Annotated in this window: 18 protein-coding genes; 14 read left to right on the forward strand and 4 right to left on the reverse strand. The window is 68.6% G+C overall.

Annotation, left to right across the window (positions count from 1 at the left end):
• Positions 1-6 precede the first annotated feature (6 nt).
• From ACJ8AT_RS35335 to hisS, 5 genes are all read left to right on the forward strand, one after another.
• On the forward strand, positions 7-378 hold the full coding sequence (locus ACJ8AT_RS35335; RefSeq protein ID WP_407742372.1) for a TIGR02266 family protein: 372 nt from the start codon (positions 7-9) through the stop codon (positions 376-378).
• 36 nt (positions 379-414) lie between these two features.
• Positions 415-1,146, forward strand: a complete 732-nt coding sequence (locus tag ACJ8AT_RS35340; RefSeq protein WP_407742373.1) for a metallophosphoesterase family protein — start codon at positions 415-417, stop codon at positions 1,144-1,146.
• Positions 1,147-1,221: 75 nt separating this feature from the next.
• Entirely contained in the window at positions 1,222-1,923 is a 702-nt protein-coding gene (locus tag ACJ8AT_RS35345; protein WP_407742374.1) for a hypothetical protein, read from the forward strand.
• Between the two features lie 57 nt (positions 1,924-1,980).
• Positions 1,981-2,823 (forward strand): archaetidylserine decarboxylase, encoded by an 843-nt coding sequence (gene asd, locus ACJ8AT_RS35350; RefSeq protein WP_407742375.1) that lies wholly within the window; start codon positions 1,981-1,983, stop codon positions 2,821-2,823.
• On the forward strand, positions 2,820-4,127 hold the full coding sequence (gene hisS, locus ACJ8AT_RS35355) for a histidine--tRNA ligase (RefSeq protein ID WP_407742376.1): 1,308 nt from the start codon (positions 2,820-2,822) through the stop codon (positions 4,125-4,127). Before asd ends, hisS begins: the two co-directional genes overlap by 4 nt.
• 31 nt (positions 4,128-4,158) lie before the next feature.
• Here the strand turns inward: hisS and ACJ8AT_RS35360 are convergent, their stop codons facing one another.
• Positions 4,159-4,470 carry a DUF5953 family protein gene (locus tag ACJ8AT_RS35360; protein WP_407742377.1) on the reverse strand — a complete coding sequence of 104 codons (312 nt, stop codon included), beginning with the start codon at positions 4,468-4,470 and terminating at the stop codon, positions 4,159-4,161.
• Positions 4,471-4,842: 372 nt separating this feature from the next.
• Here ACJ8AT_RS35360 and ACJ8AT_RS35365 point away from each other — a divergent pair, with 372 nt between their 5' ends.
• From ACJ8AT_RS35365 to ACJ8AT_RS35390, 6 genes are read left to right on the forward strand one after another with little or no spacing between them, the layout of a single operon-like run.
• Positions 4,843-5,964 (forward strand): polysaccharide export protein, encoded by a 1,122-nt coding sequence (locus tag ACJ8AT_RS35365; RefSeq protein WP_407742378.1) that lies wholly within the window; start codon positions 4,843-4,845, stop codon positions 5,962-5,964.
• The gene (locus ACJ8AT_RS35370; protein ID WP_407742379.1) at positions 5,961-8,186 is read left to right on the forward strand and encodes a polysaccharide biosynthesis tyrosine autokinase; all 2,226 of its coding nucleotides are present in this window, start codon (positions 5,961-5,963) and stop codon (positions 8,184-8,186) included. The genes ACJ8AT_RS35365 and ACJ8AT_RS35370 overlap by 4 nt, the downstream gene beginning before the upstream one ends.
• 18 nt (positions 8,187-8,204) lie before the next feature.
• A complete protein-coding gene (locus ACJ8AT_RS35375; RefSeq protein WP_407742380.1) occupies positions 8,205-9,473 on the forward strand; it encodes an O-antigen ligase family protein in 1,269 nt (422 codons plus the stop codon).
• Position 9,474: 1 nt separating this feature from the next.
• The gene (locus ACJ8AT_RS35380) at positions 9,475-10,692 is read left to right on the forward strand and encodes a glycosyltransferase family 4 protein (protein ID WP_407742381.1); all 1,218 of its coding nucleotides are present in this window, start codon (positions 9,475-9,477) and stop codon (positions 10,690-10,692) included.
• Positions 10,689-12,008, forward strand: a complete 1,320-nt coding sequence (locus ACJ8AT_RS35385; RefSeq protein WP_407742382.1) for a lipopolysaccharide biosynthesis protein — start codon at positions 10,689-10,691, stop codon at positions 12,006-12,008. Before ACJ8AT_RS35380 ends, ACJ8AT_RS35385 begins: the two co-directional genes overlap by 4 nt.
• A gap of 40 nt (positions 12,009-12,048) precedes the next feature.
• Complete coding sequence (locus tag ACJ8AT_RS35390) at positions 12,049-12,702, forward strand: sugar transferase (protein WP_407742383.1); 654 nt, start codon at positions 12,049-12,051, stop codon at positions 12,700-12,702.
• Positions 12,703-12,789: 87 nt separating this feature from the next.
• Here ACJ8AT_RS35390 and ACJ8AT_RS35395 read toward each other — a convergent pair whose 3' ends face one another.
• Entirely contained in the window at positions 12,790-14,583 is a 1,794-nt protein-coding gene (locus tag ACJ8AT_RS35395) for a serine/threonine-protein kinase (protein WP_407742384.1), read from the reverse strand.
• A gap of 98 nt (positions 14,584-14,681) precedes the next feature.
• Here ACJ8AT_RS35395 and ACJ8AT_RS35400 point away from each other — a divergent pair, with 98 nt between their 5' ends.
• Together ACJ8AT_RS35400 and ACJ8AT_RS35405 are read left to right on the forward strand one after the other, a co-directional pair.
• On the forward strand, positions 14,682-15,410 hold the full coding sequence (locus ACJ8AT_RS35400) for a tetratricopeptide repeat protein (RefSeq protein WP_407742385.1): 729 nt from the start codon (positions 14,682-14,684) through the stop codon (positions 15,408-15,410).
• A gap of 108 nt (positions 15,411-15,518) precedes the next feature.
• Positions 15,519-17,582, forward strand: coding sequence for an MASE1 domain-containing protein (locus ACJ8AT_RS35405; protein ID WP_407742386.1), 2,064 nt, complete (start codon positions 15,519-15,521; stop codon positions 17,580-17,582).
• A gap of 29 nt (positions 17,583-17,611) precedes the next feature.
• On the opposite strand, the gene ACJ8AT_RS35410 is transcribed toward ACJ8AT_RS35405, so the two are convergent.
• The gene (locus tag ACJ8AT_RS35410) at positions 17,612-18,769 is read right to left on the reverse strand and encodes an aminotransferase class I/II-fold pyridoxal phosphate-dependent enzyme (RefSeq protein WP_407742387.1); all 1,158 of its coding nucleotides are present in this window, start codon (positions 18,767-18,769) and stop codon (positions 17,612-17,614) included.
• A gap of 114 nt (positions 18,770-18,883) precedes the next feature.
• Entirely contained in the window at positions 18,884-20,152 is a 1,269-nt protein-coding gene (locus ACJ8AT_RS35415) for a hypothetical protein (RefSeq protein WP_407742388.1), read from the reverse strand.
• Positions 20,153-20,600: 448 nt separating this feature from the next.
• Between ACJ8AT_RS35415 and ACJ8AT_RS35420 the strand changes: the two genes are divergently transcribed.
• Positions 20,601-20,930 (forward strand): 3-hydroxyacyl-CoA dehydrogenase NAD-binding domain-containing protein (locus ACJ8AT_RS35420; protein ID WP_407742389.1); only part of this gene is annotated, 330 nt, incomplete at its 3' end.

Genomic DNA, 20,930 nt, shown 5'->3' on the forward strand with positions numbered 1-20,930 from the left:
AGATCCGTGAGTGCCGCCGTGGAGGAAGTCGGGTCGATGGAGAACCGGAAGTCCGGGCGGGTCCCCTCCTGCATGCGCTGCTGGTGCGAGGGGGAGAACGTCACCCTGTACTCGCGCGTGGGCAACCTGAGCGAGGGGGGCCTGTTCCTGCGCACCAGCACCCCTCTGCGAGAGGGCATGCGGGCCACCGTCCGGCTGGGCGTGGGGGAGGAATACGGTCCCGAGGTCCAGACATTGGTCAAGGTGGTTTGGACGCGTCACAATGATAAGCATCGGCCTTCAGGTATGGGGCTGCAGTTCGAGTCGCTGGATGCTGCGAACCTGGAGCGACTCCGACAGATCATCTCCTACGCGCGAGCGCGCTGCCCCGGGGCTTGAGCTGCCCGGAGAACGACTGAGCGAGGCAGAAGAGACATGCGGATCGCCGTCATCTCCGATATCCACTCCAACATCGAGGCGCTGACGGAGGTGCTCCGCACGGCGGACCGGAACAAGGTGGACCGGATCGTCTCGCTGGGAGACATCGTCGGCTACGGGGCCTCGCCCAACGAGTGCTGCGATCTGGTGCGCTCGGTGACGGAAGTCACCTTGCTGGGCAACCATGATGCGGCGGTGGCCGGGCGGATGGACTACTCGTACTACTACGACGCGGCCCGGCACGCGCTGGACTGGTCCGCCGGGGTGCTCTCGGACGAGAACCTGGGGTGGTTGCGGAGCCTGCCGTACACGTACCGCATTGGCGAGGTGGGCTTCTGCCACGGCTCGCCCATTGAGCCCAAGGCGTACGAGTACATCTTCGCGCTGGAGCAGGCCCGGGAGCTGACGCCGTTCGTGTCGGAGCTGCCGGAGGTGACGTTCATCGGCCACAGCCACCTGTGCAAGGCGTTCGCCATTGGCAACGGCGAGGTGAACGACGTGGTGGCCCAGAAGTTCGGCATCCGCCGGGGCTACAAGTACATCATCTCGGTGGGCAGCGTGGGGCAGCCGCGGGACTACGACAACCGGGCCTGCTTCGTGATCTGCGACACGGACGCGCGCACGGTGGAGTACACCCGCGTGGAGTACGACATTGAGACGGCGGCGCAGAAGATCTTCGACGCGGATCTGGCGCTCAACTTCGGCAAGCGCCTGTTCCTGGGCGTCTGAGGGCGGGCCCGCTCCCGGGTAGCCTGGCCGCTGAAATGCGGCGGGGCAGCGGGAAACGTGGCATATACGCCCGCTGTGCGGAACCACAGCCTGACGACCCTGCGTCGGCCCCTGCTGGGCCTTGTCTCCACCGTCCTGATCGCGCTGGCTCCGGCCGCGTGCCGCAAGCAGTCCGCGGCGCCGTCCCCCGAGTACGATCAGGCCCACCAGCTCTTCAGCAAGCTGTACGGCCAGAAGCTGGATGAGGCGTACCGGGATCCGCAGATGGATCAGGTCCAGGCGCTGCTGGCCCAGGTGCCTCCCGACAGCCTGGATGCGCAGTCCGCCAAGGAGCTGGATCAGCGCATCCAGAACGGGAAGGCGAAGATGGAGAAGGCCCGCAAGGAGCAGGAGGACGCCATCGCCTCGGCGCACCAGGTGGACTCGTTCCCCTCCACGCCCTACACGCCGGAGCCCCCCGCCACGCCCAAGCCGCCCTCCGAGGCACCCAAGGATGCGGGTACGAAGGACCCGGGCCCCGGGGTGGGCTCACCGGCGTCCGAGCTGCCGGCCGGCTACCTGGGCTGCTTCCGCTCCACCAAGCCCATCAACGTGTTGGACCATGGGCTCCGGGATGCGTGGGAGATGTCTGATGCGGCGAGGTGCAGCCAGGCATACCCTTCCTTCGTGGGTCAGGTGGTCCTCGTCGAAGAGGGCAAGGTGCTGGCGGTGTTACCCCGGAGTGCCGTGCAGGTTATCTACCCGGACGGTGGGACAGGCTCTGACGGGGGCAGGTGAGCCAGCCGGCCCGGTTGCACGCCCGCTCCCGCCTGGAACACTCGAGAGTTCGCCGCGATGAACGAACAGACCTTCATGAAGTTGATGCAGCTCCTGCCCAAGTCCGCCCTGTCCTCGGCGGTGGGCGTGGCCACGCGCCTGCCCGCGCCGGCGCCCGTGCACCGCATGGCGATGAAGGCCTTCGCCAAGGCGTACAACGTGGACATGGAGGAGGCCGAGCACTCGTTCGAGCGCTACTCCACCTTCGCCGAGTTCTTCACCCGCGGCCTGAAGCCGGGCCTGCGCCCGGTGGAGGCGGGGGAGAAGGTGGTCGTGTCCCCGGTGGATGGACGGGTGTCCCAGGTGGGCTACTCGGACAACGGCCGGTGCCTGCAGGCCAAGGGCATTGAGTACACGGTGGATGAGCTGCTGGGGGACAAGGCGGCGGCGGCCCCCTTCCATGGCGGAGCGTGGACCACGCTGTATCTGTCGCCTCGGGACTACCACCGCATCCACGCGCCGCTGGCGGGGACGATTACGGGCTACGCGTACATTCCCGGCGAGTTCTGGCCGGTGAACCCCGCATCGGTGAAGAACAAGCAGTCGCTGTTCTGCGTGAACGAGCGGCTGATTACCTACCTGGATACGGTGGCCGGCAAGTGCGCGGTGGTGAAGGTGGGCGCCACGTGCGTGTCTCGGATCAAGGCCGCGTATGACGAAGTGATCACGCACGCGGGCAAGCCGGGCAAGGTGCACTCGTACGAGACGCACCTGCCGGTGGAGAAGGCCGGAGAGCTGGGCCGCTTCGAGATGGGGTCCACGGTGATCCTGCTGTTCGAGCCCAAGCGGGTGAAGTGGGACGACAGCCTGCAGCCCGAGACCGTGGTGCGGATGGGGCGTCGCATCGGGGAGATCGTGTGAGTCAGAAGATCAGCGGTGTGAAGGGGATGAATGATCTGCTGCCCGGAGAGCTGGGCGGAGACATGGCCCCGGTGGAGACGTGGCAGTTCATCGAGCGCGCGGCGCGCGAGGTGTTCTCCCGGTTCGGCTACGGGGAGATCCGCACGCCCATGGTGGAGGACACGGCGCTCTTCGTGCGCAGCGTGGGCGAGGAGACGGACATCGTCGGCAAGGAGATGTACACCTTCGAGGACAAGGGCGGCCGCAGCCTGTCCCTGCGCCCCGAGGGCACCGCGCCGGCGGTGCGCGCGTACATCGAGCACTCGGTGCTGAACCAGGAGCCGCTCACGCGCTGGTACTACGTGGGCCCCATGTTCCGCTACGAGCGGATGAAGACGGGCCGCTACCGGCAGTTCTTCCAGATCGGCGCGGAGGCGCTCGGCTCGAAGGAGGCGGCGCAGGACGTCGAGCTGATGGACATGGTGGTGCAGCTGCTGGAGCAGGTGGGGCTGAAGGATGTGTCGCTCAACCTGAACTCGCTCGGGGATGACGCGTGCCGGCCGGCGTACCACCAGAAGCTGGTGGACTACCTGAAGTCCCACCGCGAGCAGCTGTGCGAGGACTGCCAGCGCCGGCTGGAAACGAACCCCATGCGGGTGCTCGACTGCAAGAACGAGAAGTGCCAGGCGATCGTCAAGGCGGCGCCGAACATCCTCGAGTTCCTGTGCGAGCCCTGCAAGGCGCACTTCGCGGACGTGCGGCGCAAGCTGGACGTGCTGGGCATTCGCTACGTGGTGAACCCGCAGATCGTCCGCGGGCTGGACTACTACACGCGCACGACGTTCGAGTTCATCGCGGCGCACCCGGCGCTGGGCACAGCGAGCACGGTGGGCGGTGGCGGCCGGTACGACAAGCTCCTGAAGGCGCTGGGCGGGCCGGATGTGCCGGCGGTGGGGTTCGCGCTGGGGCTGGATCGGCTGACGCTGCTGTTGAAGGAGGGCGGGCAGAAGTACAGCGCGCCTCCGGATCTGTTCGTGGCGGTGGCGGACGAGGGCTCGGCGGATGCGGCCTTCGCGCTGGCCAGCAAGCTGCGCCACGAGGGGCTGAAGGTGGAGTTCGACACGCGCGGCGGCAGCCTGAAGAGCCAGATGAAGCGGGCGGACAAGACGAAGGCGCGCTTCACGTTGGTGCTTGGCCAGGCGGAGCGGGAGAGCGGCAAGGGCCAGCTCAAGCCGATGGCGGGTGGTGAGCCGATTGCGGTGTCGCTCTCGGAGGTGGCCCAGGCGGTGCGGGCCGCGGGGCAGGGGACGGCAGGGCAGGGCTGAGAGTGAGCAGTGCCCTGTAGGGATAACTTGTCTACAGACAGGTGGCTCGCCGTGTCTTCGTTGCAACTATGGAGCGACCACCTATCGCAGGGAACCGCTCATAAGTACGCAAGAGCGCGGATAAATGGGCGGAGTTGTCCAGGTCGAGCGGCTCTTCTGTGAGGCGAACAATCCACCCGCCTGTCACGGTACGCCGCGCCCGTAAGAGTAGGTCCGCATCACGGGCTGGGTCCGGGAAGCCGATGGCCCGTGCGGCAGCGTCGGACCAGTAGTTCAGCCACCCGAGGTGATGCGGAACTCCGGCGTAGCGCAAGCAGAGAGCAGAAACAGGATCGTGCTCCAAGTTCGGACGTCCATTCCCACGCCTTCTCGTTCAAAAGAGGACCGCTGCGGCTCGATGCCAGCCCGTTCTACCCCGGCGCAAGCCGACTCGCCGCGACTTCTTGCCTGTGTGACACCGAGTGCCCGGCCCCGCAGGGCAGGTTGTTTGTTATCCGGGCGCGGCGTCCTATTTTTTTCCAGACACCCCACCGGCCCACCGGTTTACGCGCGCTCCAAGTGATCAGAACAATGCGACCGCTTCGAGGCACGTAACCCCACGCCTCGGCGGTCATGTTCATCTGGAATTCTCGAGGGCGGGGGGCCCTCGGGGAGAGTCCTTGTGGCGCAAGCAACACAGGCTCGAAGACTCGGGCGGGAGCCCTCAGGCTGGGCAATGAAGCACGCCCTGCTGCTGGCCGTCATGGGGTGCATCAGCGCGTGCTCCTTGGGTCCAGGCATGCACATGGACGAGGATGCCTTCCGCGAGCGGTACGCCGGCAAGGCGGACGGCGGCGCCGACGACGCCTACGAGATCGTCCAGATCGACGCCTCTCTGCTCCAAAAGCAACAGGAGGCCCGGCGGCAGGCCCAGCCCGCTCCGCTGCAGGATCCGCTGGCACAGGCCGCCGTGGACTACGACTACCGCGTCACCGCCCATGACGTGCTGAGCGTGATCGTCTGGGATCACCCAGAGCTCACCATCCCGGCGGGCGAGTTCCGCTCCCCCGAGTCCGCTGGCAACCCGGTGGCGGCCGATGGGACGATGTTCTACCCCCACGTGGGCACCATCCAGGTCGCGGGGAAGACGCTGAGCGAGATCCGCCAGCTCCTGACACAGCGCCTGGCCAACGTCATCGAGCATCCGCAGCTCGACGTGCGCGTGGTGGGCTTCCGAGGCCAGAAGGTCCAGGTCACCGGCGAGGTGGCCGCGCCCAGCACCGTCCCCATCACCGACGTGCCCCTGCGCGTGCAGGACGCCATCAGCCAGGCGAAGGGCTTCACCGTGGAGGCAGACATGCGCGGCGTCACCCTCAGCCGCGGCGGCAAGACATACACCCTGGATCTCCAGGCCCTCTACGAGCAAGGAGACGCCAGCCAGAACTGGCTCCTGCAGGACGGAGACATCCTCAACGTCCCGGATCGCAGCCGCAACAAAGTGTTCGTGCTCGGCGAGGTCCGCAAACCCTCCTCGCGCCTCATGGTGAAGGGGCGGATGACGCTCGCGGAGGCGATCGGTGACACCGAGGGCTTTGATCCCGTCACCTCGAACCCGGCCAAGGTCTACGTGATCCGCGGCAGCTTCGATCGGCCCTCCATCTACAAGCTCGATGCGCAGTCGCCGGATGCGCTCCTGCTCGCCACGCAGTTTCAACTTCAACCACACGACGTGGTGTTCGTCTCGGCGCACGACTTGACGCGCTGGAACCGCATCATCAGTCAGATCCAGCCAACAGTTCAGCTGCTCTGGCAGGCGATAGATATCGGCAACCGCGCAGTCATATTGCAATCGCCATGACGAGCTCCTCCGACCGCAAGGCTCCTGTTCGCTCTCACCGCGGAGCACCAGATGGCGAGCTCGATCTGAGCAGTCACCTGGGCATCCTTCGCGAGCACCGCGGGACGATTGCCGCGACGCTGGCCCTGACGCTGCTGGGCGGGGCGTTGTACATGCTCTCCGCGCCGCCCCTCTACCGCGCCAGCGCTGTCCTCCAGATCGAACAGAAGAGCAGCAACCAGGGCGAGATCGACCAGATGCTCGCGCACTTCGCCGGGGACACGTCCACCGAGATGGAGATCGTCAGCTCGCGGGCCCTGCTGGGAAAGGTCGTCGACGAGCTCCAGCTGGATGTGGTGGCCCGGCCGCGGCGCTTCCCGCTGTTTGGCGAGGCGATCGCTCGCGCTCATGGAGACACGGGCCTCGCCGAGCCTCCGCTGTGGGGCCTGGGCCGCTACGCCTGGGGAGGAGAGCGCATCCGGGTGGAGCGGGTGAGCGTGCCGCCTGAGCTGGAGGAGCTCCCCCTCACGCTCGTGGCAGGGGAGGGTGGCGCGTACACGCTGCTCGGCCCGAAGGGCGAGCTGCTGCTCCATGGGAACGTCGGCACCTCCGCCACGGCGCCAGCGGATGTTCCCCGGCAGGTAGAGCTGCTCGTCGCCGAGCTGAATGCTCGCCCGGGCACGCAGTTCCGGGTGAGCCAGCGCTCCCGCCTCGAGGTGGTGGAGGAGCTCCAGCGCTCGCTGCACCTGGCCGAGAAGGGGCTCAACACCGGCATCCTCACCCTGGCCCTCGAGGGAGAGGATCCAATGGCGATCTCCGCGACGCTCGGGGCGATCGTGCGCCAGTACCTCCGCTACAACGTGGAGAGCCGGAGCGAGGAGGCCCAGCGAACGCTGACATTCCTCGAGAGCCAGTTGCCCGGGCTGCGCAAGGAGCTGGAGCGGGCGGAGGCGGCCCTGAGCGAGTACCGCGCGGGCAAGGGGAACGTGGATCTGGGGATGGAGGCCCAGTCCATCCTCCAGCGCAGCGCGGATGTCGAGCGTTCGCTCTCCACGCTCTCGCTCGAGCGCTCCGAGCTGCGGCAGCGCTTCACCGAGAACCACCCGGTGGTGATCGCCACCAACCGGAAGCTGGCGCGGCTCCGGTCCGAGCAGGCCGCTCTCAACACCCAGCTCAAGAGCCTGCCGGGCGCGGAGCTCACCTCGGCGCAGCTCATGCGGGACGTGAAGGTGGCCAACGAGCTGTACCTCCAGCTCAACAACAAGGCCCAGGAGTACCGGGTCATCGGGGCCAGCACCATGGGCAACGCGCGGATCCTCGATGAGCCCGTGGTGACCCGCAGCCCCGTGGGCGCCAGCAAGGCGGGAGTGCTCGCCGTCAGCCTCGTGCTGGGGCTGACGCTCGGTGTCGCGTTCGCCTTCACCCGGCAGGCGCTCCACAAGGGCGTCTCGGATCCCGCCACGGTCGAAGCGCAGCTCGCGGTTCCGGTCTATGCCAGCCTCCCTTGGGGCAAGGCCCCGTCGCGCCGGTTTCGCCGGAAGCGGGAGGCAGAGCAGGGGAGGCGGGAGATCCTCGCTCAAGCCCACCCCCACGATCTGCTCAGCGAGAGCCTGCGAAGCCTGCGGACCCGCCTCCAGCTCACGCTGAAGGACTCGCGCAACCGCGTGGTGGCCATCACCGGGCCGAGCCCAAGTGTGGGCACCTCCTTCGTCTCCGTGAACCTCGCCTGGGTGATGGCCGAGTCCGGCCAGCGCGTGCTGCTCGTGGACGGCAACCTGCGCGGGGGCTGGCTCTACCGCTGCTTCGGGGCCGAGCGCTCCCGCGGACTCTCCGAGTTTCTCCAGGGCACGGGCGAGCTGGAGCAGGGGGTCCAGCAAGTTCCCGGACAGAGCCTGTCCTTCCTGTCCACCGGAGCCCTCCCGCCCAACCCCGCCGAGCTGCTGATGAGCGACAGGTTCACGCAGCTCGTGGCGCGGGTGTCGGCCGAGTACGACGTGGTCCTGATCGACACGCCGCCCATCCTGGCGGTGACCGACGCGGCGCTGGTGGGCCGGCACGCGGGGGTGAACCTCGCGGTGGTGCGAGCGGGCCTCCACCCGATGCGGGAGATCGCCGCGGCCGTGCACCGGCTCGAGGAGAGCGGCGTTTCGGTGCACGGAGTCATCTTCAACGGCGTGCCGCGCTCGGCGGCGGGGCGCGTCGTGAGCGGCATCTATCAGTACGAGTACCCCACCGCGAGCTGAGCGAAGGCTGGAGCCCCCGTGAGCTGGATCCGACGCACAGGATTGGGCCTCATCGCCGCGCTCTACGTGCTCGCGGGGCGCTGGGGCTTCAACCGGCTGACCTCCGCGGATTCCGAGCCGGATCCGTTCCAGGAGCCTCGGATGTGGCTCGTCATGGGCGGGCTGGTGCTCGCGGCGGTGGGGCTGGTGCACTGTGCCCACCGTGCGGCGCGGCCGGGAGAGACTCGGAGCGATCCGTGGCTCCTGGCGGCGCTGCTGGGCTTCTTCGGGTACATGGGCACCAGCGTGCTCTGGGCGCCCAGCTCGAGCTTCTCCGTGACAAAGCTCTACGAGCTGGCCCTGGTCCTGGTGATGAGCGTGAGCTTCGGGCTCGCGGTGCTCCGCCAACCGGCGGCGAAGGTGCTGGACGCGTTCTGGTCCGTGGTGGTGACGGCCACGGCGCTGCTGGCGTTCGCCGGCGTGCGCCAACTGCTGGGCGGGGGAGGCGGCGCACGGCTGGCGGTGCTGGGAGGCGGGCCCAACGTCTTCGCCCGGCTCATGGGGCTGCTCGCGCTCGGATCGCTGTACTTCTGGTCTCGGCGGGGGCGGGCGTGGCTCTGGATTCCGCTGGCGGCCACCGGGGTGCTCCTGGCGCTGCTCACGGGCTCGCGGGGTGGGGCGAGCGCCATTATCGCGGGCATCCTCACCTTCCTCGTGGTGGGGCGCGTGCCGCTGCGCCGGCTGGTGCTCCTGGCCCTGTTCGCCACGGCCGCCGTCTCCGTGGCGATCCTGTTCACGCCGATGGGCCAGGCGATCAACCGCGCCGTGGAGGAGCGCTTCCTCAAGCTCACGCTGAAGTATGACAAGGGCAGCGCCTCCGAGACCAAGGTGTACCTGTCCGGGCGCGAGGAGCTGTACGCCGCCGCGTACGCGCTGGGGCTCGAGCACCCGGTGACGGGGGCGGGGCTCGCGGCGTTCCCGTCACTGGGGTTGGGCGTCTACCCTCACAACCTCTTCCTCGAGGTGTTCTGTGAGGGCGGCGCGGTGGGCTTGCTGTTCCTCGCGGGCGTGCTGCTCGCCTTCGTCCGCTCGGCGTTCCGAGGGCGCCACGGGCTCGATGGGGCCACGGTCGGCGCGGCGTTGCTGATGCTGATCGGCAGCCAGTCCAGCGGAGATCTCTACGACAGCCGCGCCATCTACCTGCTGATGGTGATGGCCTCGTGCACCTCGGTCGCCAGGCAGCGTGCGGCCTCGGAGGCCTGGCCGCGTCTCCCTCCCGCTTTCCCCTCTGTCCCCGGAGTCACGTGACATGAAGATCATCTACCTCCACCAGTACTTCACCACGCCCGAGATGCACGGCGGGACTCGCTCCTACGAGCTCGCGCGCCGCCTGGTGGGCATGGGCCACGAGGTGCACATGGTGACCTCGGACACCGAGCCCTCCCTGAGCACGAAGGGCTGGCGCGAGACGACCGAGAGCGGCATCCACGTGCACTGGCTCCCGGTGCCGTACTCCAATGAGATGACGTACTCGAACCGGATGCGCGCCTTTGGGCGGTTCGCCGTCAACGCCTCGCAGCGGGCGGTGCAGCTGGACGGCGATGTGGTCTTCGCCACGAGCACGCCGCTGACCATCGCCGTGCCCGGGTTGGTGTCCTCACGCTGGAAGCGCAAGCCCATGGTCTTCGAGGTGAGGGACTTGTGGCCCTCCATCCCCATCGCGCTCGGGGCGCTCAAGAGCCGCCCGGCCATTGTGGCCGCCCAGCTGCTCGAGCGGGCCGCCTACGCGGGAGCCGAGCACATCGTCGCGCTCTCGCCGGGGATGAAGGCCGGGGTGGAGGCGGCGGGAGTCTCCCCGGAGAAGATCACCGTGATTCCCAACCTCTGCGATCCGGAGCGCTTCCAGGTGCCGGCCTCGGCGGGCGCGGAGTTCCGGCGGAAGCATGCGTGGCTCGGAGATCGGCCCATGGTGCTGTACGCGGGCACGCTGGGGCTGGTGAACGGGCTGGACTACCTGGTCCGCATCGCCGCGGACATGCTGAGGCGAGAGCCCGAGGTGCGCTTCGTCATCATGGGCAGCGGGAGGGAGGAGGGCTCGCTGCACACGCTCTCGGAGTTGCTGGGAGTGCGCCACCGCAACCTGTTCTTCCTGCCCAGCGTGCCCAAGGCGGAGGTGCCCGCGGTGCTCTCGGCGGCGACCATCGCCACCTCGTTCGTCACGGACGTGCCGTGCTTGCAGGACAACTCCGCCAACAAGTTCTTCGATGCGCTCGCCGCCGGCCGGCCGATCGCGATCAACCACGGAGGCTGGCAGGCGGAGCTCATCGAGCGGGAGCAGTTCGGGCTGGTCCTGCCGAACAGGAGCGTCGCCGAGGCGGCGGAGCTGCTGTCGAGCCGGCTGCGAGATCCCCAGTGGCTGGCCGAGGCGGGGGCGCGGGCGGCGCGGATTGGCCGGGAGCACTTCTCCGCGGACACGGCGGCGCGGCGGCTCGCCGGGGTGCTCCAGCGCGCGGTGCTCACGGCATGAAGCACCAGACGGTGGGCAGCAACTTCGCCTGGACGCTCACGGCGGGGCTCGTGTACGCGCTCGCGCAGTGGGGCGTGCTGGTGCTCTACGCGCGGCTGGGCACCATGGAGATGGTGGGCGAGTTCGCCCTGGGCCTGGCCATCACCGCGCCGGTGATGCTGCTGGCGCGGATGCAGATCCGCACGCTGCAGGCCACCGACGCCCGAGGCGCCTATGGCTTCGAGCACTACCTGGGGCTGCTGCTGCTCACCGTGCTGGGGGGCGTGGTGCTGTGCTGCGCCATCGCCTGGGTTGCGGGGTACTCGGCGCGCGTCAGTACCATCATCGCGCTGCTGGCGCTGGCCAAGGGCTTCGAGGCCCTCAGCGAGGCGTTCTATGGCGCCTTGCAGAAGGCCGAGCGGATGTCGCTGATCGCCCGCTCGCTGAGCGCCAAGAGCGTGCTCTCGGTGGTGCTGGTGGGGCTGGCGCTCTGGCTGACGGGGAGCGCGATCCTCGCGGCGGTGGCGCTGGTGCTCTCGTGGGCCACGGTGCTCTTCCTGTTCGACACCCAGGCGTACCGGCGCGAGTTCGGAGAGCGGCCCTGGCGGCTGCTGTGGCGCACGCCCTGGCGAGAGCAGGGGGGGCGCCTGAAGAGCCTGTTGGGGCTGGCCTACGCGCTGGGGATCACCGCCTTGCTGAGCTCGCTGCGCCCCAACGTCCCGCGCTACATCCTGGAGGCGCACTTCGGCCAGGCCGAGCTGGGCATGTACGCGGCGCTGGCGTACTTCACGGCGTTGGGAGGCCGGGTGGTGCAGGCGCTGGGGCAGGCGGTGAGCCCCCGGCTGGGGCGCTACCACGCGGAGGGAGATCAGCGCCGCTATGGCCGGGCCCTCGCGGGCTTCACGGGAGCGGCGGGGCTGGTGGGGCTCTGTGCCATCGCTGGCGCGGTGCTGCTCGGGCGCTGGGCGCTGACGCTCTTCTACGGAGCCGCCTACGCGCAGAACCTCCCGCTGTTCGTCTGGCTCATGGTGGCCGCGGCGCTGGAGTACGTCTGCGTGAGCCTGCAGATCGGGCTCACGGCGGCGCGGGAGCTGAAGGCGCAGGTGGTGATGCTGGCCGGCTCCATTGGGGTGGTGGCGCTGGGCAGCGCGTGGTGGGTGCCCTCGGCGGGGCCGATGGGCGCGGCGTGGGCGCTGGCCCTGGGCTGGCTGATCGAACTGAGCTGCAGCGCGGCGCTCACCGTCCGAGCGTGGAAGCGGCTCGGAGTCCACGCCGTGGGCCCGGCGCCCAGCGGCTCGGGAGGGCCCGCCACGCCGCAGGCCGACGCGGCGTCCTGAGTGCCGCGGAGGCCTCGATCTTCAAACACATGGGGTGAACATGCATCGACAGGCTGGAGCGAGGCTGTTTCTCAAGCAGTGTATCGATCGGGTGGCCGCGGGAGTGGGGCTGCTGCTGCTGTCCCCGGTGATGGCCACGACGGCGCTGGTCATCTGGGCCACCCTGGGCAGGCCCATCCTCTTCCGTCAGGTGCGTCCGGGCCGGGGAGGGAAGCTGTTCCAGCTCGTGAAGTTCCGCACCATGCTCGAGGCGAGGGATGCCGACGGCCATCCGCTCCCGGATGGGCAGCGCCTCACGCGGGCCGGGCGGATGCTGCGCGCGGCGAGTCTGGACGAGCTGCCGCAGTTGTGGAACGTGCTGCGCGGGGACATGAGCCTGGTGGGGCCGCGCCCGCTGCTCGTGGAGTACCTGCCGCGCTACTCCGCCGAGCAGGCCCGGCGCCACGACGTGCTCCCGGGGATTACGGGCTGGGCGCAGGTGAACGGGCGCAACTCGCTGGAGTGGGATGATCGCTTCCGGCTGGATGTCTGGTACGTGGACCACTGGAGCGTGGCGCTGGACGTGAAGATCCTCGCGCTGACGTTGCTGCGCGTGGTGCAACGCCAGGGCATCTCCTACGCGGGGAGCGCAACGATGTTCGAGTTCCTTGGCAGCGAGCCCCCATCCCCGTCACAGAAGGTAGAGCTCGAATGAGCGCGCCACGCGAAGCCTCCAGCGCCGGCCCGCGCCGCCTGGTGGAGCGCCAGTGGCGGCGGAAGGCGCACTCCGAACCGTGGGCGCTCAGCGGCGCTGGCTTCCGGGGGAACGCGGCTTGAGCTGCGTCGCCTGCGCCTCGACGGTGGTTGCGACGGCTGGATCGTGCCCGATGATCTTCGTGGTCGCTTGCAACGCTTCGGGCGCCGCGGGCGTCTCGCGCGTGCGCAGCGCTTCCACTTCCTCGGGCGTGGGATCGCTGAGCTCCAGGAGCGCCCGCTCGCGTCCCCATCGATCCGCGAAGTTCTCGCGCAGCCAGCCCGCGAGCTCGACCGGCGGAAGCATGTGCCGGACCGGATCGAGCCCGCGCTGGAAGGCCCTGGCGTCGGGGTAGCGCTTCTGCGGCTGAGGGTGAAGCGCGAGCTCGAGTATGCTCCGGAGCATCCGATATGCCTCGGGAGCGTCGGGCCGCTCCGGCTCCGAAAACCGGACGCCCCGCATGGAGAGGCCGGGAAGATCGCCGAACAGCAATTCATAGAGAACGCAGCCGAGCGCGTAGAGATCGCCGGACACATTCGCGTCGGCCCCCGCGCGGCGCTCGGGCGGCATGTATCCGGTCTTTCCAATGACGAGGCCCACCTCCGTGAGCCGCTCGTCGCGCTGCTCTTCGGAAGGCACGGAGGCTTTCGTGGAGGGGCGCTCCTGGGCTTCGCCGGAGCGATGCGCGATCCCGAAATCAACGACCTTCACCACACCGTCAAACGACACGAAGAGATTGTCCGCGCTGATGTCCCGATGAATCACGCCATGCTCGTGCGCGTAGGCGAGCCCGTGCAGGGACTGCTGGCAGATCTCGACGATCACCTCGAGCGGCAAGGTGGCTCCCGCGGCGACGCGCCGGACGAGCTCGAACACGTTCACGCCGCTCAGGTACTCCATGACGATGAACCACGCGCCGTCGATCTGCCCGAGATCGTGGACAGAGACGATGTTCGGGTGGTGGAGGCGCGCGGAGGTACGAGCCTCGCCAATGAAGCGCCGGACCTGGATCTCCGGATCGTCCTGGTCATCCTCCAGCATCCGCTTGAGGACGACGAGCCGATGAAACCCCGCGCGCCCGGTGCGCACGGCGAGCCACACCTCGCCCATGCCGCCGCGTCCGAGCCGCATGAGCCGGCGATAGCGGTGGATGCCGGTGCCCAGGTCCGCGCCGCGGAGCGAGCGCGCGGTGAGGATGGCGAGCGCGGTGGAGGCGAGCAGGAGGAAGGGGAGCCCCACGAGCACGAAGAGCGAGGGCCCCGGGAGCCAGTCCATGTCGACGGCGAACTCACGGCCCAGGAGCACGAGCGCGCACAGCGCGGCGCCGAGCACCGCGGCCGCCATCGCGCCCCGGCGCATCAAGAGCCGAGCCGCTTCGCCGGCCCAGGTCCCGGCCACGCACGTCGCGAGCATCCAGAACAGCGGGAGGCTCAGGCCCGAGGTGGCATGCGAGAGCGCCTCCGCGGTGAGTCCGGTATCAGGCAGGCTGAAGAGGGCCCAGGCCACATCGATCACTCGTACCACCCCGAGCACGAGGGCCACACCCAACAGTACGCGTCGCCAGAGGGTGAGGGGCACATCCAACAGGGACCACGCGACGCGAAGGAGGGTGAAGGGGAGGGGGATGGACGGAAGGACGCCGAGCAGGAGCCAGGGCCGGGTGTCGGCGATCATCGCGCTGGCTTCGTGGTTGGTGAGCCCGGTGGAGAGGCTGAGCACGGCGAACCCGAGGAAGCTCGAAGCGAGCCAGAGCTGAACCCGCTGAGATCTCACCGCGGCCCAGGTGACGAAGTGCAACAGCGCGAGGACGAAGAACGCCCCCGCGAGCGCGAGGTGCAGCATGGTGTATGGAGTCACAATCCAGGAGCGTAGTCGGCTGAGCGGCCCTGCGTGAAGCACCCGCTGCCATGCCAGGATGCGGCCGACGGAGGAAGCGAGGGATGGAGCACAAGGGACGCACACGGTGGCTGCCAGAGCTGTCCGGGCAGCTTCGCGAGGTGGATCGCCTGCGGCGCAGTGGGCGCTACGAGCAGGCGCTCGCTCGCGTGCGGGAGCTCGCCGAGGCTCACCCGACGCAGGTGCGGGTGCTGCTGGAGCTGGGGCTGACGCTGGCCATCTGGGGTCGCGCCCCCGCCGAGGCCCTGCCCTGGTTCGATCGCGTCCTGGAGATCGCGCCGGGGCACCTGACCACGCGGCTCCAGCGGGCACTCACGCTCGCCCGGGTAGGGCGGCATGCGGAGGCGGTGGAGGACTTCAACACGGTGGAGTCCGTGGGGCACCGCAAGCTGATCATCCTCTATGCCAAGCGCGCCGAGTCCCTGTGGGCGCTCGACCGTCATGCCGAGGCCGAGCGCGACTGGACCCAGGCGCTGGCGCAGGATCCAGGCAACCCGTGGCTGCTCCACCAGCGGGCCCAGGCGCGAGCACAGCTAGGCCGGTTGGAGGAGGCTATCCAGGATCTCACCGAGGCGCTCGCCTCGGAGCAGGAGGACTCGGTGGATCCAGAGCTGCTGCGCGATCGAGGCGTGCTGCGCGCCCGGCTGGGGGACACCGCCGGAGCACGCGCCGACTTCGAGGCGGGGATCTCCAGCATGCGCGAGGGGGATCCGCCCGGGCTCCTCGACTCGCTGCGCCAAGGGCTCCGGGAGCTCTCCTCTTCCGGCAGATAGCTCCGCCTCGACCGGCCTGAAGAGCGCTCGCTCGCCCCCCATCCTCTCCTGCACTGCGCCAGGAGGGGCGGCTTCCAGGCCAGAGGCATAGCTTCAGGGGGAGGCCAGATGGAACAAACCAGGACAGCCAGCTGGGATGAGACGTGGCGCCGAGCCCTCGTGCTCGGGGTGATGTACTTCGTGGTGGCGAACTTCGCCAACCAGCTCGTCTTCCCGCCCCATCCCAGCGCCGTGCTCTGGCTGCCGAGCGGGATTGCGCTCGCCTTCTTGCTGCGCTCCCCTCCGCGGCGCTGGCCTGCCCTGCTAGCCACCGTCTTCGTGGCCGAGGTGGCCTCGGTGCTCGTCCATGGCTTTCCCCTCCCGTTCTGGGTCTCCGGTCTGTGGGGCCTGGCCAACTGCCTGCGAGCCTTGACGGGCGCGTGGCTGATGCGGCGCTTCGTGGGCCCCGACATCCGGCTCTCCCACCGTTGGGAGATCGCTGGGCTGCTCTTCTTCGGAGGCCTGGTCAGCCCGTTGATCAGCGCCACGGTGGGCTCTTTCGGGTACCTCTTCTCGATCGAGCCATCCTCGTTCTGGGCGGATTGGGTGAACTGGTGGTTGAGTGACGGGCTGGGGACGATCCTGGTCGCACCGCTGCTGTTGACGTGGACACCCACGGCCTTGCGTTCCAAGCGCTGGCGATGCTTCGTGGAGTTGGGGGGACTGCTGGGCCTGACGGCGCTGGGTGCGCACTTCCTCTTCGGCCATGCCACGGTCCACGGGGTCTGGGCCTCGATGGCGTACGCCAGCTTCCCCTTCGTCTTGTGGGGGGCGCTGCGGATGGGCCCCCTGGGCGCGGCGAGCACCTCGGCGGTGGTGGCGCTCTTCGCGCTCTGGCACACCACGCTCGGGCAAGGTCCCTTTGGCACCCTGGTGGCCTCGTTGCAGGAGCGGATCTCCAGTCTCCAAGCCTTCCTGGCGATCCTCGGCCTGACGGCGCTGACGCTGGCGGCGGTGGTCTCCGAGCGGTGGCGGACGGAGGAGCTCCAGCACCTGCGGGTGGAGGCGGGGACGGTGCTCGCGGCGACGTTGAGCATCCGTGAGAGCTTCCCGCGCCTGGCGCACCTCGTGGGCTCGCGGATGTGCATGGGCTGCGCGGTGTGGCTGGTAGACGAGAACGGACTGTTGGAGCGAGTGGCGCAGGCGGAATGGAGCCCCGCCCGGGAGGCGCGCCTGCGCGGGCACCTGCCGCCGCTGCCCACCACCTTGAAGCACTGGCGCACCCCGGAGGGCCTGGCGGTGCTGGCTCCGCTTTGGGGCCGGGGGGCCGTTCAGGGGGGGCTCGTGCTGATGAAGGATGATTCGGCCCACCACGCGGGAGCGGAGGACATCGCGCTGGCCGAGGATCTGGCCAACCAGTGCAGCATGGCGCTGGAGAGCGCACACCTCTACGCGGAGGCGCACCAGGCCATCGAGGCGCGCAACGAGTTCATTACCATCGCCGCCCACGAGCTGCGCACGCCCCTGACCGCGCTCTCGCTACACGTGCAGAGCCTGGACGCGCTCCTGCGCCGGGAGAACGCCTCCGAGGTGGCGCGCGAGAAGCTCCGAGCGACCTCACGTCAGGTCAGGCGGCTGAGCCAGCTCGTCGAGCGCGTGCTGGATGTGGGGCGCATCACCAGCGGCCGGCTGGAGCTCCACCGGGAAGAGGTGGACGTGGGCGAATGGGTGGAGCAGGTGGTGGGCTCCTTCGCCGAGGAGGCCGCGCGGGCCGACAGCGCGGTGCGGGTGGAGCTCCAGGCCCATGTGACGGCATGGTGGGATCGGGGCCGCATCGAGCAGGCGCTCGTCAACCTGCTGGCGAACGCGATCAAGTTCGGGGCCGGGCATCCCATCGAAGTCCAGGTCTCCCGGGAGGGAAGGTGGGTCCGCATCGCGGTGAGGGACCACGGCATCGGCATTGCCCCCGAGGCGCGGGAGCGCATCTTCGAGCGCTTCGAGCGGGCAGTGTCCTCCCGCGAGTACGGGGGGCTCGGCCTGGGCTTGTTCCTCACCCGGCAGATGGTCGAGTCCCATGGCGGGACGATTCACGTGGAGAGCCACGCTGGGGACGGGTCGACTTTCGTGCTCCAAATCCCGATAGGAGAGCAGCCCGCGGACGAGGAGGAGGCGTCGCGCTCGGCCCCGGCGTGAGCCTGAGGTTGTTCACTTGCAACCGGCGCTCAGCCGGCCACTCGCCGGGCCAGCTTCTGGGGAACGGCCCGCACCACCTCCACCACCCGCGCCAGGTCATCCTGCGTGAGGTTGGAGCCGGACGGCAGGCACAGCCCGTGCTGGAACAAGTCCTCGGCGACGAGCCCTCCGCGCCGCTCGAACGCGGCGAACACCGGCTGCAGGTGCATGGGCTTCCACACCGGCCGTGCCTCGATGTTCTCCCGCTCGAGCGCCACCCGGACTGCCTCGCGGTTCGCGCCGAACTCCGCCGGATCAATGGTCAGCGTCGTCAGCCAGCGCGTGTGGCGTCCCCAGGGAGCCTCGGGCATGAAGGAGATCCCCGGCACTCCGGCGAGGGCCCGAGCGTAGAAGGCGAAGTTCCGGCGCCGGGCGGCGACCCGATCCTCCAGCACCTGCAACTGCCCGCGGCCGATCGCCGCCAGCACGTTGCTGAGCCGGTAGTTGTAGCCAATCTCGGAGTGCTGGTAGTGCGGCGCGGGATCGCGCGCCTGGGTGGAGAGCTTGAGCGCGTGCTGGACGAGCCCCTCGTCGGAGGACACCAACATCCCCCCGCCCGAGGTGGTGATGATCTTGTTGCCATTGAAGGAGTAGATGCCGGCACGGCCCAGCGTGCCTGGAACGCGCCCCTTGTACGTGCTGCCCAGGGCCTCGGCCGCATCCTCCACCACGGGTACTCCGTAGCGCTCGCAGGCCGCCAGGATGGGATCCATGTCGGCGCTCTGGCCGTACAGGTGAACCACCACGACGGCGCGAGGCAGCCGCCCAGCCCGGGCCCGCACCTCGAGCTCCTCGCTCAGCAGGGCGGGATCCATGTTCCAGGAGGTCCGCTCGCTGTCGATGAAGACTGGGGCCGCGCCCAGGTACCGGATCGGGTTCACCGAAGCCGAGAAGGTGAGGCTGCTCACCAGCACCTCGTCTCCAGGTCCCACCCCGGCCAGCTGCAGCGCCAGGTGAAGCGCCGCCGTGCCAGAGCTCACCGCGAGCGCATGCGGCGCTCCGACATACCGGGCGAACTCCGTCTGGAACGCATCCACGTGTGGCCCCAGCGGAGCGATCCAGTTGCTGGCGAAGGCCTCCTCGACATAGCCGCGCTCGAGCGAGCCCAGGTGCGGCGAGGACAGGTAGATGCGCGGAGGCGAAGACATGCAGGCTCCAGGACGAGAGGAAGGCCAGGCTTTGCACCCGGCGCGCCCCGGAGACTGCACACCACCGCCCCTCCCGCGCTCTCGGGCGGGAGGGGGGTGGGTGTGTCCGTTCGGCTACTTCGCGGCCGCACCCAGCAGGATCCGCGCGTTGAGCGCGCCGTTCCCGTAGAGCTGGGTGTTCTGGCCCACCGTGTGCGTCTCCAGGCGGCGCTGGAGGTTGGCGTCATAACGGCCGAGCTTCACCAGGCCATCGTTGAACCAGCCATTGCCCGCGCCCGAGCCGTCCACGTAGTTGCCGTACTTGCCCGCTGCCTTCCAGATGACGTTGTTGAGCGTCGCGACGAACTTGTGCATGTCCGCGTCCGTCCACTCCACGCCGAGATCATGCGACTCGACGACGAAGGCCATCACGCCGTTGCCGTGGGACACGTCCTGGCCGGGGCGAGCGTGGGAGGCCCACGTGTCGCTCCAGAAGTAGGCCGCCGAGTTGATGGGGCTGGTGCCCATCTGCTGGCGCAGGGAGGACTTGTAGTTCGGCAGGTGCTGGTTGACGTTGTTGAGCACCGCCAGGTAGTTCGCCTTGCGCGTCGCATCCGTGGTCAGCCGCGACAGGTTCAGCGCGATCAGCGCCCAGTGCGAGGCCATGTGCGTGTTGACGCGGTAGATATAGGCGTTGGCGCCGCGCTTGAACCACTTCTCGAAGATGTTCTTCTCGGAGAAGTCCAGCAGCTTCTGGTACTGCGCGCGGTAGTTGGCGTTGTTGTAGAGCGCGGGCGTGTCGTGGATGACGCGCAGCAGCGTCGTCACATAGCGCCAGCAGTAGCTCTCATAGAGGGCCACCTCCTGGTTGATCACCTCGGCGCGCTTGGACTTCCAGCTCAGGTACGAGTCATGGAAGTTGCTGCCCAGCGTCGAAGAGGGGCGAGCGCTCGCGACCATGTTGTTGACGTAGAGCAGGGCGCGATCCAGGTACTGCGTCTTCCCGGTCGCCCGGTACATCGCGGTGTTCCCGTCGATGCCGTAGGCGAGGTTGTAGTACTGCCAGCTATCGTTCGAGGTGCTCATCGGCAGGAAGCTGGCGTGGTCGGCGCTCCATCGGCTGAGGAACAGCTTCTCCCAGTCCGCCACGGAGCGCAGCCCGGTGGCCTGCGCGGTGACGGGGGTGCTGGTGAGCTCATCGGACTGAGTGAGGAGCTCCGCGGAGCCCTCCTCGGGACCGACAGCGGCCGCCAGCTCGGCGGAATCATCCGGGTTGTTCGGCCCGGTCGCCTCTCCAGAGGCATCAGCAACGACAGGTGCACTGCCCTCATCGGAGGCTCCTTGCTCTGCGTTGGGGCCGCAGGCCACTCCGAGAATAAGGGACGTGAGCAACAGGGAGGACATGGCGAGGCCACGAGTGCTTCGACGGCAGAAGTCCAACATCAGTGGGGTGTCCTTGAAGCGTAATCAGCCGCTTGCACGGCTGTTACCCTGAATGGGAACGCTGGAGTGCGTTCGCGGGCCACAAGAACGTGTGTCTACAATCCAAATTCCTTCCGAGACTCTCGGGAGGGTTGCACTCGGAGCTGGTGCACGCCGACGTGGGCCTGTTTGCTCGAACGAGTGGATCCGTCAGCGCGAGGGCAGGCAAGCAGCGAGCTGACGGCACTGACGCCACAGAGGGCCTTCCTGCTCTCGCGGTGGATCTGTTTACACACGCTCACGTCGTGGCCCTGGAGGCGGGGTGGTGCCGGGCCAGGGCCATGTGCAGCGTCTGACCTTCTTTGAAGAGCCCAAAGGGGCTCGACTCGAGACGGCCGTGTTTCACGGTGTCTCATTCGGGGGTACGACGATGCGCGTAATGGTCAGCCCGCTGGTGGACATGATTCGCAAGCGGGAAGCGAAGGTGTGCGTGGTGGGGCTGGGCTACGTGGGGCTTCCGCTGGGCATGGCGTTCGCGGAGGCCGGCTTCCCCGTGACCGGGCTCGATATCGACAAGCGCAAGATCGACAAGATTGCGAAGGGTGAGAGCTACATCAAGCACATCCCCAGCGAGCCGCTGGCGAAGCTGAGCACCGAGGGCAAGCTCAAGGCGACCACGGACTTCGCCAAGGCGGCGGAGATGGACTGCATCGTCATCTGCGTGCCCACGCCGCTGACGGCCTCGCGCGAGCCGGACATG

The sequence above is a fragment of the Hyalangium sp. genome, assembly GCF_045802625.1.
In the GTDB taxonomy this organism is placed as follows: domain Bacteria; phylum Myxococcota; class Myxococcia; order Myxococcales; family Myxococcaceae; genus Hyalangium.

Coding starts and splice junctions, on each gene's coding strand:
- ACJ8AT_RS35340 (WP_407742373.1), top strand. CDS start 415: ATGCGGATCGCCGTCATCTCCGATATCCACTCCAACATCGAGGCGCTG.
- asd (WP_407742375.1), top strand. CDS start 1,981: ATGAACGAACAGACCTTCATGAAGTTGATGCAGCTCCTGCCCAAGTCC.
- ACJ8AT_RS35365 (WP_407742378.1), top strand. CDS start 4,843: ATGAAGCACGCCCTGCTGCTGGCCGTCATGGGGTGCATCAGCGCGTGC.
- ACJ8AT_RS35370 (WP_407742379.1), top strand. CDS start 5,961: ATGACGAGCTCCTCCGACCGCAAGGCTCCTGTTCGCTCTCACCGCGGA.
- ACJ8AT_RS35380 (WP_407742381.1), top strand. CDS start 9,475: ATGAAGATCATCTACCTCCACCAGTACTTCACCACGCCCGAGATGCAC.
- ACJ8AT_RS35385 (WP_407742382.1), top strand. CDS start 10,689: ATGAAGCACCAGACGGTGGGCAGCAACTTCGCCTGGACGCTCACGGCG.
- ACJ8AT_RS35390 (WP_407742383.1), top strand. CDS start 12,049: ATGCATCGACAGGCTGGAGCGAGGCTGTTTCTCAAGCAGTGTATCGAT.
- ACJ8AT_RS35395 (WP_407742384.1), bottom strand. CDS start 14,583: ATGCTGCACCTCGCGCTCGCGGGGGCGTTCTTCGTCCTCGCGCTGTTG.
- ACJ8AT_RS35400 (WP_407742385.1), top strand. CDS start 14,682: ATGGAGCACAAGGGACGCACACGGTGGCTGCCAGAGCTGTCCGGGCAG.
- ACJ8AT_RS35405 (WP_407742386.1), top strand. CDS start 15,519: ATGGAACAAACCAGGACAGCCAGCTGGGATGAGACGTGGCGCCGAGCC.
- ACJ8AT_RS35410 (WP_407742387.1), bottom strand. CDS start 18,769: ATGTCTTCGCCTCCGCGCATCTACCTGTCCTCGCCGCACCTGGGCTCG.
- ACJ8AT_RS35415 (WP_407742388.1), bottom strand. CDS start 20,152: ATGTCCTCCCTGTTGCTCACGTCCCTTATTCTCGGAGTGGCCTGCGGC.